This window comes from Desulfoplanes sp. (assembly GCF_054921335.1).
In genome coordinates, this window is the sequence record NZ_JBUDSQ010000004.1 from 1 (window position 1) to 14,763 (window position 14,763).

Consider the following 14,763-nt stretch of genomic DNA (forward strand, 5'->3'; position numbering starts at 1 on the left):
TTCTTTTTATCAAAGAGCCCCTGCAGTGCAAACTGCAGGGGCTCTTTGGCGTTTACCGACCTGATTGATCCCGGTGACCAGGGGGCCACCTGAGACTGCGGGTGACGCGGGGGGACCGGGGGCAGATACGCGGGGATACTTCTTGGGGGCCGGGGATTGGATCCGTCGAGGCGTTGCTGGGTGGCCCCCCGTGCCAGGGGGGGGGGCCTGCAAGGATGCTCCTGCAAAAACTCGAAAAGCGGGGTTCAAGCCCAAAAACATATTCTGTAACAATATGAGTTTACTTTACCTTTCAACTTAAACAGTAACCCTGCCTGCAAAAATATATTTTTTGCAGGCACATCTGCAAGGGTTCCTTCCGGCTGTTATGATCCGGACTTTTCGCCGCTTGGAGGGGGTTGTTTGTCGGGATCGTTGCGTTCTCCTCGTTCCTGGGTGAGCTCGTAGTGTACCCCCCGGAGCAGGCTCAGGCACATGAGGAGCATGATTCCGGTAAACGGCAGCGCGGCAGCGATCGCCATCCTCTGGAGTCCCTTGAGGCCACCGGAAAAAAGTAGGATTGCCGCTGTTGTAGATACCGTCAGTCCCCAAACGATTTTTTTCTTCCCCGGTGGATTTTCTTGTCCTCCCGAGGTCATCATGGCCAGTACAAAGGTGGCGGAATCGGCCGAAGTGACAAAAAAGACAACCAAGAGGACCACCGTGAGGATGGTCAGTACACTGGACAGCGGAAAATAGGCGTAGAGCTTGAAGAGGCCGGTGGATACGTCCTGGGCCACTGTTGCGGCGATGTTTGCATCCTGGTGGAGTTCCAGGTGGAAGGCCGCTCCCCCAAACACGGAGAACCAGACAAAGGTCAGCAGGGTGGGAACAAGGAGTGATCCGGTCACGAACTCCCGAATGGTCCTTCCCCGGGAAATACTGGCAACGAACAGGCCGACAAAAGGTGACCAGGATATCCACCAGGCCCAGTAGAACAGCGTCCAGTTCTGGGTCCATTCAATCCCTCTGAAGGGATTGGTGGATAGACTCATGGTAAATAGGGACGAGGCATAATCGGCAAGGGTACTGATAAAGACGTTGATCGAAAAATTGGTCGGTCCGACCAGAAGCATGAATACGAGGATGAGAACGGCAAGCATGACGTTGGCCTTGCTCAACATCTGGATACCGCGGTCAAGGCCGGTCATGCTGGAGATCAGGAACAGGACCGTAACCACGGCGATGATCACCAGGGTACTCGTGAAGTTGGCCGTGAATGGGAGCACAGAGGCGAGTCCGCTGTTGATCTGCATGGCTCCGAGTCCCAGGGAGGTGACGATGCCGAAGACCGTAGCGAATACGGCCATCGTATCTATGCAATAGCCGGCGATCCCGTATATCCTGTTGCCGAGAAGGGGATAGAAGCAGCTTGAAATCAGGGGGGGCATCCCCCGTCTGAATGAGAAATAGGCGATGGACAGGCTCATGACGATGTAGATGGCCCAGGGATGGATACCCCAATGGAAAAAGCTGTAGCGCATGGCAAATTTGGCCGCATCCGCCGACCCCGCTTGTATGTACGGTGGCGGGTCCAAGTAATGGCTCAACGGTTCAGCTACCCCCCAGAAGATGAGTCCGATGCCCATTCCTGCGGCGAAAAGCATGCTGAACCACCCAAAATAGGAGAATCGCGGTTTCTCATGGTCATTGCCGAGCCGGATTTCACCGTATTTGCTCAAGGCAATAAATAGGCTGAACAGCAAAAAGAGGAAGGCGGACAGCAGGTACGTCCAGCCAAAATTTTTGATAATGGTCTTGTGCATGACAACGGTCCATTTATCGAGCAGGGCGGGAGAGCCAACGCCGACTAGGACGAGGACCATGACAATGAGCAGGGAGGCCGCAAAAACGATGTTTTTTCGGATACTCTTCATGAACGGTTCCTCTCGGGCTGGTTCGGGAGTGTGCAGATTGAGGGGATAATGAATACGCTACACGGTGATTTGTGCGGCAGGATCTCAGCGGTGGAGCCGACGATTTTGCTCATGGCGTCCGGCCGTTCTGATTTGCCGACCACGATCAGGTCGACATTCTTTGAGCGAGCGTGTTTGACAATTTTTGAGCGGACAAAACCGATTGTCCCGATGACCTCTACGTTGTCGTAGGCGTGGGCGCATTCTTGGGCCAGGCGTTGAAGATTCGTGCGGACGTGTTCCTCGCGCCTTTGTTCTGTCATGGGATCCGGCGCTCTTCTCCCCACGTGGAGTAGGTACAGGGTATGGGCCCTGAACTGTTCGTTGATCAAGTAGGGCATGGCTGCACCATCGGTGAATTTGAAATCCGTTGCATAGAGAACGCTCCCCAGTTCTTTCACGGGTCTTAGGAATTTGTGGTTGTGGATGAAAATGGGGAGATTGGTCATGCGCAGGATGTCCGAATCGATACTCCCGAGCAGGGCCTGTTTGAGCACTGCCTTGGGCATCCAGTACAGGGCCACATAGTCGACCCTTAGTTCCTCGGCCATGTCCATGAACGCCGATGCCGCATGCCCGGTGCGGATATGTGCGTGGGCGGAGAACCCCAAGCGTTCTATCTCCTCACGTATGGCTTCGAGCTGTATCTCCAGCTGTTCATGACGGCGGAAACTGGTCTTGGTCCTGACATGGATGAGGTGGATTTTTTTCGTCCCATAATGATGCAACAGGGAGACCATCTCGAGCAATTTCTTTATAGGCTCTTCGAGACTTATTTTGAGGGCGGCTTTTTGGAGCATGGCATGGAGGGGGGTATGGGTGGACGAAGACGGGTTGATTAGCTAGTATAATGTCGGAATTTTGATCTGAATAGGTACGCTATATCGTTACCATCCAGGTACGTTTTCCAAGGATCAGAACTGCAAGTTTAAGAAATTCAAGAAATTGTAGGTGGGTAGCGTGTAGAATTCTCATTTCCTACATCCCCCGACCTCTCATTTTTTTTGAACAGCACTCAGATTTGACGGTAAATTTTACTATGTTGGTGTGCCTGCAAAAAAAAAGATTTTTGCAGGCAGGGTCAAGGTTTAAGTTGAAGGGGTTGGGTAAAATCAGGTCGTTATAAAATATGGTTTTGGGCTTGGATCCCGATTTTTGACTTTTTGTAGGAGCATCTATGTTGTAATAGTAAAAATCCGACCAAAATAGTTACGATATATCAAGTAATTTTGTCAAAAGGGCATATGTCGGATCAAAATATGTCTGCATAGCGGCCCACGGGCAATCATAGATGCTCAATGGGAGCTGCGGACCGGGAGGGCGCTGGAACAGGCAAATGACGGACCTCGGCCTGGGCAGTGGCTCTGGATACCAGAGATGAACCGGGAGGCCAAGGAAATATCCTTGCCTTTACTCCTCGGTTTGCATACTTGATGCAGGCATAAACTGGGGAACCCCAGAAACGGTTCAGCAGGGTTGTTGGACCGTTTTTTATTGGACGAACGTGGTCCAGCCTCCCGCGTGCCCGACACGCGGGAGGCTGGAACGTCTCTCTGTACAGGGACAGAACCACGAGCAATCAAGGAAGATATGACATGGAACAGAACAAGAATATTCGTAATATCGCCATTATCGCTCATGTCGACCATGGCAAGACGACCCTGGTGGACAACATGTTCAAGCAAAGTGGCGTATTCCGCCAAGGGCAGACTGTCGACGAGCGGATCATGGACTCTATGGATCTGGAGCGGGAACGCGGGATCACCATTGCCGCCAAGAACTGCGCGGTCATGTACAACGGGGTAAAAATCAACATTATCGATACTCCCGGCCACGCGGATTTTGGTGGCGAGGTGGAGAGATCCCTGTCCATGGCCGAGGGGGCTATTTTGCTTGTGGATGCATCAGAGGGTCCGCTTCCCCAGACCCGGTTCGTCTTGAAAAAGGCATTGGAGGCCGGCCTGGCCATTATTGTGTGCGTGAACAAGATCGATCGCAAGGATGCCCGTCCGGACGAAGTCCTTGACGAGGTCTATGACCTGCTCATTGACCTGGATGCCTCGGAAGAGCAGTTGGATTTTCCCGTTTTATACACCATCGGCAAGCTCGGTGTGTCCAAAGAGGCACCTGGGGATGCAAACGGGGACCTGTCTCTTCTTTTCGATACCATCATGGAAAACGTCCCCTCCCCGAGATACGACGACAATGAGCCCTTCCAGATGCTCGTTTCGGACCTCGGTTATTCGGATTATTTGGGTCGATTGGCCGTGGGCAAGGTTTTTAACGGGGTGGTCCGGTCGAATGATTCCCTCGTTTGTCTGGCCGCGGGTGGGGAGAACCTCCCGCTCAAGGTATCCAAGCTCCAGGTGTATGAGGGTATGGGCTACCAGGAGGTCAAAGAGGTCGGGCCCGGCGATATTGTCGTCCTTTCTGGGATTGAGGATGTCAAGATCGGCGACACCATTTGCACGAAGGAACACCCCAAACCATTGCCACGGATCACCGTTGATGAACCCACCGTGTCCATGCGTTTTTTCATCAATACCTCCCCGTTTGCGGGCCGTGAGGGAAAGCTGGTCCAGTCGAGGGTCATCCGGGAACGGCTTTTCAAGGAGACCCTGCTCAACGTGGCCATAAAGGTCGAGGAGACCGAAGAGAAGGATGCGTTTGTGGTCAAGGGCAGGGGAGAATTCCAGATGGCCATCCTTATCGAAACCATGCGCCGGGAAGGATTTGAGCTAAATATCGGACGACCGGAGGTCATCTTCAAAGAAAATGACGGAAGACGCCAGGAACCCATGGAAAAGGTGTTCATAGACTGCGAGGAAACCTTTATGGGGGTGGTTACGGAGAAATTGTCCATCCGTAAGGGAAAAATGGTCAATCTTGTCAATAATGGCAAGGGCCGGGTCAGGATGGAGTTTTCCATTCCCTCAAGGGGGCTGATCGGATATAGGGACGAGTTTTTGACCGATACCAAGGGGACGGGGATCATGAACTCGCTCTATGCCGGATATGGGGACTATTGCGGGGAGATCCCCGGTCGGTTCAGCGGGGCGCTTGTTGCTGATAGACGGGGAGAGGCCGTGCCCTACGCCCTGTTCAATCTCGAGCCCCGCGGCTGTCTCTTCTGCGTTCCTGGGGAACCGGTCTATGAAGGGATGATTGTGGGCGAGAACAACCGGGACAACGATATCGACGTCAATCCCTGCAAAACCAAAAAATTGACCAACATGCGGGCCTCGGGCAAGGATGAGGCCGTTGTGCTCACCCCGGTTTTACCCATGACACTGGAAAAGGCCATACACTTTATCAAGGAAGACGAATTGGTCGAGGTAACCCCCCAGAACATCCGTTTGCGCAAGGTGGTGCTTTCGGCGAGGGACCGCCATAGTCTGGCCGGTTCGGTAAAGAAGAGAAAAGGAAAATAGAAGTCTCTACCTGGACATCCCGGTGCGTGCGTTCAGAACAGGCCATGAAAAAAAGGGGCGGGATTGGTTTCCCGCCCCTTGATGGGGGTGATACATGCGCCCCTATTTTGAGGCCGCGTCACAGAGGTACCCCTGCTCGGCTGGGGCTGATTTGCAGACCATGTTCCGGCCACTGGTCTTGGCCCGATAGAGGGCTTGGTCGGCAAGGTGGACAAGATAGTCGGCCGGTTTGAGCATGGACGGTTTGATGGACGAGATGCCGATACTCGTGGTGATTTGGAAATAGTGCTCCTGGAATTTGAACCGGTGTGCGGCGATTTTTTTCCGGATGCGTTCGGCGAGAAGCCAGGCCTGTTCCTCGGTGGTCTGGGGAAGAATGATGACGAACTCTTCTCCGCCGTACCGGGCGGGGATGTCACATTCCCGTATGGTCGTCCGCAGGATATCGGATACTTCACGCAAAACCATGTCCCCGGCAAGATGGCCATAGTCGTCATTGATACGCTTGAAATAATCCAGATCGAGCATGAGCAGCCCCAGTTCATTTTGGTAGCGCTGGTGCCGTTTGAGCTCCTTGACGATCTTCTTTTCAAAGTTTTGGCGATTGAATATACGGGTCAATCCATCGTGGTCGGCCTGGTTTTGCATGTGTCGGTAGAGGAGGGCGTTGCGCAATGCCAGCGCGAGGTGGTTGCCCACTGCGTGTAAAACAGCGACTTTGTCCCTTCCAAGAAGGCCGGCCTGGTTGGATATGACGAACAAAACCCCAAAGGTCTTCCCGTCCCATATCAGGGGGAGTTGGATCAATGTCGATGGTTCGGGGCAGTCGATCCGTTTGAACAGGGTCGGGTCCTTTTCCAGCAGGTCTACCTGGTAGGTCTTCACTGCGTAACGGGAATGGCGTTCCGCCTGGTCGAGAAGATAGCCGATCCATTCATCCCGGACGCGTTCTCCAATATTGGGGGGAACGAAGATTTCCGCAGACATGAATGCGGGGGCGTCATTGTTCCAGAAAATTCCCATGACGGATTCCACTTCAAGGAGGATGTTCAGGTCCCTGCCCGCTTGGTTGATGATCTCTCCCGGGTCGAGGCTTTTGCTTGCCTTGGTCAAAATTTTGTTTAAGAAATCAAGTTGTTCGTTTTTTCTGGACAAGAGTTCACGTTCAAGCATGATTTCGTTGGTCATGTTGTATATGTCGTCGTATACCGTGGTGATCTCTCGGGCCTTGGCCAGACAGCTTTCAATCTTTGTCCCGGTCAGGGGCAGGCTGATGGTGTCCAGAAAATGCTGGGCGATGATGTCCTCTATCCCGTAATTTTTAGCGGGTTCCGAACCATTGAGTAGGAGAACCAGATTGTTTGGCTCGGATTCGGATATCTCCTTGCGCTGCTGCCGGGCGAGAGAGGCCCATTGGGTCAAGGACATGATGGTAAGACATGGTGATGGGTCTGCCTGTACCGGGTCTGTCAATCCATTGACTGTTTGTTGTTGGATCTGGACCCCTGGAATGTTTAGGTCGAGCATGGCTTGGAATTCGTCATCTCCCAGTCCGATCGTCCAGATGATTACCTTGGGATTCGTGCGTGGGTGGGGTATTCGCGGCTGTGGCATATGCATGTTCGGACCCTTGCGGTTAGTGTGCTGACGGAAAAAAATGACGTTGGATCTTTTAATGCAATCAAAAGGCCAATTGTGAGACAACGCCGGATCTGGGGAACGCTCGACCCGTTTTTGGAAGGCGGGGAACGTATGGGTAGGAAGATGGCCAACGCCGGATTTTTGCGGGCTCTGGCCCGGTCCGGCTTTTTCGACGGCTACCATTTTTTTTTCCCAGATCATGCAACCTCCCGGAAAACAAAAGAATCCATTGTGGATCTGATGCCGGATCCCGGGGCTGACGTTCGTTTTTACCTGCGAAGGGAGCTCCCCTGTCAGTTATGCGCCCACGACTATCACTGCTTCCATCTTTCGGACTGTATCAATTGGCCCGCGTATCTTGCAGCATTGAGGAACAAACATTCCCGGCATATTTTTCCCATCACCAGTATCACCCATTCTCTCAGCCCGACACGCTATGTTCGTGATCTGGGGGGGCAATTATGGAAAGGAACCACGGTCAGGGACTGCATCGTCACCTCTTCTCGGGGGGGGAAGGACGTCGTCGGGAATCTTTTTGCCCAGGCCCGTGCATGCTCTGGACAAGGAGTCGTTGACTCTATCCAACCGGATTGCCGCATCATTCCTCTGGGGATAGATGTGGACAGATTCACTCCATTTACCGGACCGGAGAAGCGGCGGACAAGACGGGAAAAAAATATTCAGGACGGGGAGGTGGTCATCCTTGTCTTTGGTCGCATCAGCCCGCACTCCAAAATGGACATACTTCCCCTCTTACGGGCCCTGCAGCGGATTTTTCACCAGGGGACCGACCGGGCGGCGGTACGCTTGATCATTGCTGGGTGGGTCGGGCCAAAAGACGATTTTCCTGGAACCCTGAAAGCACTTGCCCGGAATATGAACCTGCGGCTGGACCTTATCCCCTCGCCGGACGAAAACGAGAAAAGGCGTTTGTTCGGGGTGGCCGACATCTTCGTGTCCCTGGCCGACAACCCCCAGGAAACGTTTGGACTCTGCCTGTTGGAGGCGGGATGCATGGGACTGCCGGTGGTCGTTTCCGATTTTGACGGATATCGGGATATCGTCCTTGAGAACCAGACCGGGCTGCTCGTTCCCACATTGGGTAGCGAGAGAACAGGGTTTGTCGACGAAATGGCTCCCCTGGTCAGCGACTACCACTACCATCTGTGGTTGGCCCAGGGTACGGTTGTTTCGGTCCCCTGTCTGGCCGAGAGGCTCCTTCGGCTCGTCCAGGACGCTCCGTTCCGGCAACGCATGGGGCGTACTGCCCATGACCGGATCGTGTCCCGGTTCTCCTGGGACCGGATTGTGCAAAAATATGTCACGCTTTGGGATGAATTGTGGGACCGTCCCGTCGCACGCAACGGTCTTGCGACCGCACACCCCCAGGCCCTTTCCTATGGCAGGGTGTTCGGCTCGTATTGCACGGAACACGTATCGGCCTCTATGGAGCTTGTCTGGACACGCTGTGGAAAAAACATCTATCATGAACGGGAATTCCCTCTTGTCTATGCCGGATTGGAGCAGTGGGTGACACCGGAGAGAATAAGATATCTTCTGTTCCTCGCCCGAAAGCCCGTCCCGTGCGCAAGTCTTGTGCAAAGGATGGCCGACCAATATCCCCATCTGGGGAAAGACCTTGTTTTGTTTGTCGTCATGTGGTCACTCAAGCACGATCTCATCCAGATTGTGGACTGTGGTTCCCCATACAGCCATGTGACGCCGGGTTGAAGAGGAGGTCAGGTGTTTGAAGGAGACCGACATATCATCCTCCACTCCCTTTTGGGGTGCCAGGGTGGGGCGGCAAGGATCAGTCATCTGCTCTGCGGAGAATTTTTCCACCTGGGTATTCCTGCCCGGATGACATGCGAAATCCGTGACCGCAGGGATCCCCCCACTCCGGTGATCCCTCCCCAAAGGGTCGGACAAAGGGTCGGTCCCAGCGGTCTGCTGCATGTCCATGCAACGGACTCATGGACCCAATTGCTGGGGGGATTGCAGCGCCATGGTGTCAGACCGGTCATTACCCTGCATGATGCCAAACTGTTGACAGGGGGATGTGCATCAGCAATGGGCTGCCCTGGGTGGCGGCAGGGATGTCGAATAGCCTGTCCCCAAGGGATTGATGGTGTCGGAGATCGGGCCCAACGGATCCGTGCTCTGGTCCGCGCGGTCGATCCGGTGCTCACGGCCCCGTCGCGGTGGATGGCCAGGATGGCCAGGGACGTCTATCCCGCCCAGAAGATCCATGTGGTCCCCAATGGGGTTCCCTGGGGACCCAGCTCTCTGGGTGCGCATTCGGCAAGGGGACCCATGAGCGGGCCAACCCTGCTTTTCGTTGCCCATGGGGGGGAGCATGCTTTACTCAAGGGCGGTGACGAGTGGCGGTTTATCTGGAAGCGGGTCAAAGCGGCCGTGCCCGAATGTAAGGCCATTTTCGTTGGAGGCGATGTTTCCAGGATAGCCCATGACCTGACCATCCTGCCTTATGCCCCCCATGAACTTCTTTGTTCGATAATGGCCCGTTCTACCCTGCTGGTCTATCCGACACGGGCCGACAACCATCCCCTGATTATCCTTGAGGCCATGGCCCAGGGGCTTGCTTGCGTGAGTTATAACGAAGGCGGCATCGACGAACAGATACGTGATGGTGAGACCGGGATCCTCGTGGAACGCGGCAATAACGATGGGTTTGTCGAGAGCATTGTCGGACTGCTGCGCCGTCCCATGGGCTGCAAACGGATGGGAGAACAGGCCCGTCGGGTGGGGGCGAAAAAATTTTGCGTGGAGACTATGGCCCGAGGATTCCTGCGGGTATACGAACGGATGGGGTGACCACGGGGGGCTCAATCGTGGTGGTAGGGGAGGTTCTTGAGGATCGATCCTGCCCGGTAGATTTGTTCGAGGAGCATGACCCTGGCCAGTTCATGGGGAAAGGTCATGGGACCGAAACCAAGACGCAGGTCGGCGCGTTCGAGGACCTGCCCGGAAAGTCCGTAAGGCCCGCCAATGACAAAGCAGGGACTCTTGGCCGGATTTTCGAACCATTTTTGCAGATGGCTGGAGAAAATGGTCGAGGTCATGGTCTGGCCATGCTCGTCAAGGCAGACGACGAGATCCTTGGGGGTTATTTTTTTGAGGATGGCCCGGGCTTCACGCTCCTTTTTTTCCCCCCTGTCCCGGCCGGTCCCGTCCTTGATGGTCACTTCCTGGCATTTGTACCACCGCTTGATCCTTGAGTCGTAATGGGTGGCCGCTTGGCACCAATAGGGCGTTTTGATCTTGCCGACAAAAATGTATTTTATCCGGAGCATGGGATTTGCTAGGAGAATCCTGGATGGTTGTCAAAGCGATAGGGATGGAGTAAATTTTTATTATGTTACGATTTTCGTATCTTTTTCGCCGCAAGGGAAGGGGACAGGCCAAGGGGGGGAGGGGCACCGCTGTGCGGTGCCTATTGCTCGTGGTGTGCATGTTCGTGGTTCTTGGCGGGGCCACCGGTTGGGCCCAAACCCTTGTCTTGGAAAATATGGTCGTCGACAACACCAATGGAACGATGACTCTCCACTACGGTGTCCATTTCAGAGATGTCCAGAAGGTCCGGGCGGCCCTGGATGAGGGGCTCAGGCTCCGCTTCACGAGCCAGGCCTCCCTCTTCCGGAAACGGTCTCTCTGGCTGGATGAATTCTTGGCGCAGAGTGATTTTTCTTGTGACCTTCGTCTGGATCCCCTGACCCAAGAGGGGGTTTTGCGTATAGGAGAGAAGGAAACCCGTTTTCCCGTCTCCGAATTTTCAGGCATCCTCCATGGTGAGCTCGATCATTTGGTGGCACCGCTTGGACCATGGAGTGCGGTCGAAAAAGACAACGACTACGTTATCCGTCTTCAGTTGACCCTGCAACGGGTTGGGATCCCCGCGTGGATACGTGTGCCACTGTTTTTTTGGTCGTGGGATCTGGTGCCCGAGAAGCATTTCGAAATGGAGTTTGCGTACTGAAGCGGTATTTTTTCCCCTTCATCCTACAACGAAAGACCATAAACCGCTGAGAGTGGATCCGTCCAGGAATGACTCTTTTTCGGGCCAGGCGGGCCAGAAACCCCTTCTCTCTTTTTTTTATGTCCCACTCCGAACATCCGATCCGTCTGCATCCCAATGTCGTGCATGAACGTAAAAAGCGTCAGCGTGAGCTCTGGCTGGCCCTTTTCGGGGTCATATTGATCGGCGTTTTGAGCTGGGTAGAGCTCAAGTTTTTTGGGGTCAATTCCTATCTCTTTCTGGGACTCTTCAATCTCAATCTCATCCTCTTGCTCCTGGTCCTGTTCCTGGTCGTGCGTAATGTGGTCAAGTTGGCCCTGGAGCGCAGGCGCAAGGTGCTGGGGGCCAAGCTCAGGACCCGGCTGGTGGTCATTTTTTTCTCCTTGTCCATCATCCCCACTCTGCTCATGTTTTTTCTGTCCATCAAGTTCGTGCAAACCTCTGTGGATTATTGGTTCAAGGCGCAGGTAGAGGGATCCATGGAACAGGCATTGACGGTTGGGCAGGCGGTGTACAATTCGGTCAAGGGAAGACTGGAAGGAAAGGGCGGGTCGATTATCGAGACCATCCGAACGAGTGAGTTCGTATGGGGGGGCAAAGGCATGGACCGGTTTTTGGTCTCCCGGCGTGCTGACCTGGATTTGTCCCTTATCGGTGTGCTGACCCCCGATCGGAAGGAACAGAATTGGCACGATAGTCCGGAATGGGAGAGCTCATGGCCGGAGATCAAGGAGGGGATCGCCTGGAATGAACTGGAAAAGGACCACCGTTTCTGGTCCGCGGTGTGGCCGGGAAAAAAGGCCGATCTCGTTGTAGGGATTGTTCCCGTGGACCGGGCGGAGACGGGGTATCTGGTGCTCGGGGCGACGCTTCCCCAGGGGCTGCTGTTCAAACTTGATCAGATCGTCAAGGGGGTCAATGAGTACAAACAGTTGCGGACCCTTAAATATCCTTTGAAGGTTGCCCTGTATTTTATTTTGGGGATCATGACCCTGATGATCATTCTAGGGGCCACGTGGTTCGGATTCCGTTTGGCCAAGGAGATTTCTTCACCCATCCAGGCCCTGGCCATCGGGACGAAACGTATCGCCCGGGGGGATCTCGGTGTGCGCATCGATGATGAATCCGGTGACGAGCTGGGGCTTCTTGTCCAGTCCTTCAACAAGATGGCCATGGATCTGGAAAACAGCCAGATCGGTTTGGAGCGGGCCAAAGACAGGCTGGAACGCCAGAACGCCGAGCTGGAGTCCAAAAGCCAATACATGGAGGCCGTGCTGGACAATATCACCGCAGGGGTCATCTCGCTGGATGGTCAGGGGCGGATCAACACCTTCAACAATGCTGCCGAGACCATTCTCGGGATCAATGCCGCATCGGTCATGGGCAGCTCACCGGTGACACTCCTGCAGGGGGATTTTGCCTCCATGGTCCAGGAGGTGTTGACCCAACTGCGCGAACTCCCCTCTTCCCAGTGGCAGCGCCAGATCGACCTCAAGGTAGGCGACTCGGATGTGCGTCTTTTGGTCAATGCCGTCGTCCTGCACCAGGATTCCCGCACGGATTCTGGGATCGTGGCCGTTTTCGAGGACATCACGGAGCTTGAGAAAATCCAGCGCATGGAGGCGTGGAAAGAGGTGGCCCGGCGCATTGCCCATGAGATCAAGAACCCCCTGACCCCCATCAAGCTCTCCGCCCAGCGCATCGAAAGCAAATTTGCCCCGCGGATCAGCGACCCGGTCCTGACCCAATGCACGCAGCTGATCATCCGTCAGGTTGAGCATTTGCAGGGAATGGTCAAGGATTTTTCCTCCTTTGCCAAGCTTCCCGAACTCAACCCCACCCATGGCGATATCATGGAGGTGCTCGCAGAGACCGTGGCCGTTTTCGAACAAAGCCACGGACATATATCCTGGTTTCTCGAATCTTCTTCCGAGCTCCCCCAATTCAGGTTCGATCGGGAGGCTATCAAGCGGGTGGTCATGAACATACTCCTGAATGCGGCTGAGGTCCTGGGAACATCCCGATCAGGGGTGGTCAGACTGGTTGTCACGTATGTAGAGGCGCTCCACAGGGTACGCATCGAAATCTCTGACAATGGCCCCGGTCTTGCTCCTGAAGAGCGGTCCAGGATTTTCGAACCCTATTTTTCCGCAAAGCGTGGAGGGACCGGTCTTGGATTGACCATCGTCAAGTCGGTCGTCGACGACCACCACGGGTATATCCGCGTTCATCCGAACAGCCCCAGAGGAACCACGTTTGTCATTGAACTGCCTGCCGGCAAGGAACAGGCACGATGGAGTCGGCCTTCATGAGTACAACCGTTCTAATTATCGATGATGAAAAGGATATCCGGTTTTCCCTCCGCGGCATCCTGGAGGACGAAGGATACGGTGTCCTGGATGCCGAAGATGGAGAGTCAGGATTGGAGGTCTTTGTTCAGGCCGAGCCGGACTTGGTTTTTTTGGATATTTGGTTGCCTGGTCAAGATGGTCTGGCGGTGCTCGATGGCATCCAGGCCCGGGGAACGGATGTCCCCGTGGTCATGATTTCTGGGCATGGAACCATTGAAACGGCCGTGGGGGCGATCAAGAAGGGGGCCTTTGACTTCATAGAAAAACCCCTCTCCCTGGAAAAGGTTGTGGTCACCGCCCAAAAGGCCCTGGAATTCAGGAGCCTCAAGGAGGAGAACAAGGATCTGCGTTCCCGTATAAAGGATCGCCATGTCCGGGAGATTACCGGAAACTCCGAACCCGTGGTTGCTCTTAGAGAAATGATCGCCCAGGTCGCCCCTACTGATGCCTGGGTATTGATTACCGGGGAGAACGGTACCGGTAAGGAGATTGTGGCCCGGTCCATACACGCCAAAAGCCGTCGGTCGGCCAAGTCCCTCATCGCGGTCAATTGCGCGGCCATTCCGGAAGAGCTTATCGAGTCGGAGTTGTTCGGACATGAAAAGGGGGCTTTCACGGGGGCGGACAGGTCCAAAAAGGGCAAATTCGAACTGGCGAACAACGGTACCCTTTTTCTGGACGAGATCGGGGACATGAGTCTGAAGACCCAGGCCAAGATATTGCGGATTCTTCAGGAGCAATGTTTCGAAAGGGTGGGCGGGAGCAAAACCATCAGGGTGGATGTCCGGGTGGTCGCCGCCACGAACAAGGACCTTTCGGCCGAGATCCGGGAGGGCAGATTCCGGGAGGACCTGTATTATCGATTGCGTGTGTTCCCCTTGGAGGTTCCTCCGCTGCGGGCACGCAAAGGGGATATCGTGTCGATCCTCGGGGAGTTCATGGACTCCATGGTCGAAGAACACGGGTTTAGGCCGATGCGCTTCTCCGATGATGCGTTGGCGGCCCTGCAAGGATACCGTTGGCCCGGAAATGTGCGGGAGTTGAAAAATTTCGTGGAGCGGATTTTCATCCTGTATCAGGGCCAGGTCGTCACCGCGGCCATGTTGCCAGCAGAGTACCGCAAGGATTGGTCCCGTCCCTCTCCTCCACCGGGCGATGATAAACGTGGGTTTGCCTCCATGCCCTCTGATTTCAAGGCCGCCCGGAATGAATTCGAAGTCCAGTATCTGAAGCAAAAACTCACCGAATGCAGCGGGAACATTACCAAGCTGGCCGAAACCATCGGGCTGGAGCGCAGTTATCTCTACCGTAAGCTCAAGGCCTACAATATCAGTCCGTAACGGATCCCT

10 protein-coding genes are annotated in these 14,763 nt (G+C 54.7%); 6 read left to right on the forward strand and 4 right to left on the reverse strand.

Annotated elements, in window-relative coordinates:
• Positions 1 to 365 precede the first annotated feature (365 nt).
• Together ACY692_RS01680 and ACY692_RS01685 are read right to left on the reverse strand one after the other, a co-directional pair.
• Positions 366 to 1,916 carry a glycine betaine uptake BCCT transporter gene (locus ACY692_RS01680; protein ID WP_462323595.1) on the reverse strand — a complete coding sequence of 517 codons (1,551 nt, stop codon included), beginning with the start codon at positions 1,914 to 1,916 and terminating at the stop codon, positions 366 to 368.
• The gene (locus tag ACY692_RS01685; protein ID WP_462323596.1) at positions 1,913 to 2,755 is read right to left on the reverse strand and encodes a universal stress protein; all 843 of its coding nucleotides are present in this window, start codon (positions 2,753 to 2,755) and stop codon (positions 1,913 to 1,915) included. Before ACY692_RS01685 ends, ACY692_RS01680 begins: the two co-directional genes overlap by 4 nt.
• Before the next feature lie 795 nt (positions 2,756 to 3,550).
• Here ACY692_RS01685 and typA point away from each other — a divergent pair.
• The gene (gene typA / locus ACY692_RS01690) at positions 3,551 to 5,386 is read left to right on the forward strand and encodes a translational GTPase TypA (RefSeq protein WP_462323597.1); all 1,836 of its coding nucleotides are present in this window, start codon (positions 3,551 to 3,553) and stop codon (positions 5,384 to 5,386) included.
• A 102-nt stretch (positions 5,387 to 5,488) separates the two neighbouring features.
• Here the strand turns inward: typA and ACY692_RS01695 are convergent, their stop codons facing one another.
• On the reverse strand, positions 5,489 to 7,006 hold the full coding sequence (locus ACY692_RS01695) for a sensor domain-containing diguanylate cyclase (RefSeq protein ID WP_462323598.1): 1,518 nt from the start codon (positions 7,004 to 7,006) through the stop codon (positions 5,489 to 5,491).
• 132 nt (positions 7,007 to 7,138) lie between these two features.
• Here ACY692_RS01695 and ACY692_RS01700 point away from each other — a divergent pair, with 132 nt between their 5' ends.
• A complete protein-coding gene (locus tag ACY692_RS01700; protein WP_462323599.1) occupies positions 7,139 to 8,758 on the forward strand; it encodes a glycosyltransferase family 4 protein in 1,620 nt (539 codons plus the stop codon).
• 12 nt (positions 8,759 to 8,770) lie between these two features.
• Positions 8,771 to 9,862 (forward strand): glycosyltransferase, encoded by a 1,092-nt coding sequence (locus ACY692_RS01705; RefSeq protein WP_462323600.1) that lies wholly within the window; start codon positions 8,771 to 8,773, stop codon positions 9,860 to 9,862.
• Positions 9,863 to 9,873: 11 nt separating this feature from the next.
• On the opposite strand, the gene ACY692_RS01710 is transcribed toward ACY692_RS01705, so the two are convergent.
• Positions 9,874 to 10,341 carry a 23S rRNA (pseudouridine(1915)-N(3))-methyltransferase RlmH gene (locus ACY692_RS01710; RefSeq protein ID WP_462323601.1) on the reverse strand — a complete coding sequence of 156 codons (468 nt, stop codon included), beginning with the start codon at positions 10,339 to 10,341 and terminating at the stop codon, positions 9,874 to 9,876.
• A 62-nt stretch (positions 10,342 to 10,403) separates the two neighbouring features.
• On the opposite strand from ACY692_RS01710, the gene ACY692_RS01715 reads away from it, so the two are divergent.
• The 3 genes from ACY692_RS01715 to ACY692_RS01725 all read left to right on the forward strand — a co-directional run bounded on the left by ACY692_RS01715 (position 10,404) and on the right by ACY692_RS01725 (position 14,754).
• Positions 10,404 to 11,024 (forward strand): DUF4390 domain-containing protein, encoded by a 621-nt coding sequence (locus ACY692_RS01715; RefSeq protein WP_462323602.1) that lies wholly within the window; start codon positions 10,404 to 10,406, stop codon positions 11,022 to 11,024.
• A gap of 119 nt (positions 11,025 to 11,143) precedes the next feature.
• Positions 11,144 to 13,375 (forward strand): sensor histidine kinase, encoded by a 2,232-nt coding sequence (locus ACY692_RS01720; RefSeq protein ID WP_462323671.1) that lies wholly within the window; start codon positions 11,144 to 11,146, stop codon positions 13,373 to 13,375.
• On the forward strand, positions 13,372 to 14,754 hold the full coding sequence (locus ACY692_RS01725; RefSeq protein ID WP_462323603.1) for a sigma-54-dependent transcriptional regulator: 1,383 nt from the start codon (positions 13,372 to 13,374) through the stop codon (positions 14,752 to 14,754). The genes ACY692_RS01720 and ACY692_RS01725 overlap by 4 nt, the downstream gene beginning before the upstream one ends.
• Positions 14,755 to 14,763: the final 9 nt, after the last annotated feature.

What these genes read in the sequence shown, in the direction of transcription:
- ACY692_RS01680 (WP_462323595.1), bottom strand. Translation starts at nt 1,916, where the DNA reads ATGAAGAGTATCCGAAAAAACATCGTTTTTGCGGCCTCCCTGCTCATT.
- ACY692_RS01685 (WP_462323596.1), bottom strand. Translation starts at nt 2,755, where the DNA reads ATGCTCCAAAAAGCCGCCCTCAAAATAAGTCTCGAAGAGCCTATAAAG.
- typA (WP_462323597.1), top strand. Translation starts at nt 3,551, where the DNA reads ATGGAACAGAACAAGAATATTCGTAATATCGCCATTATCGCTCATGTC.
- ACY692_RS01695 (WP_462323598.1), bottom strand. Translation starts at nt 7,006, where the DNA reads ATGCATATGCCACAGCCGCGAATACCCCACCCACGCACGAATCCCAAG.
- ACY692_RS01700 (WP_462323599.1), top strand. Translation starts at nt 7,139, where the DNA reads ATGGGTAGGAAGATGGCCAACGCCGGATTTTTGCGGGCTCTGGCCCGG.
- ACY692_RS01710 (WP_462323601.1), bottom strand. Translation starts at nt 10,341, where the DNA reads ATGCTCCGGATAAAATACATTTTTGTCGGCAAGATCAAAACGCCCTAT.
- ACY692_RS01715 (WP_462323602.1), top strand. Translation starts at nt 10,404, where the DNA reads ATGTTACGATTTTCGTATCTTTTTCGCCGCAAGGGAAGGGGACAGGCC.
- ACY692_RS01720 (WP_462323671.1), top strand. Translation starts at nt 11,144, where the DNA reads ATGTCCCACTCCGAACATCCGATCCGTCTGCATCCCAATGTCGTGCAT.
- ACY692_RS01725 (WP_462323603.1), top strand. Translation starts at nt 13,372, where the DNA reads ATGAGTACAACCGTTCTAATTATCGATGATGAAAAGGATATCCGGTTT.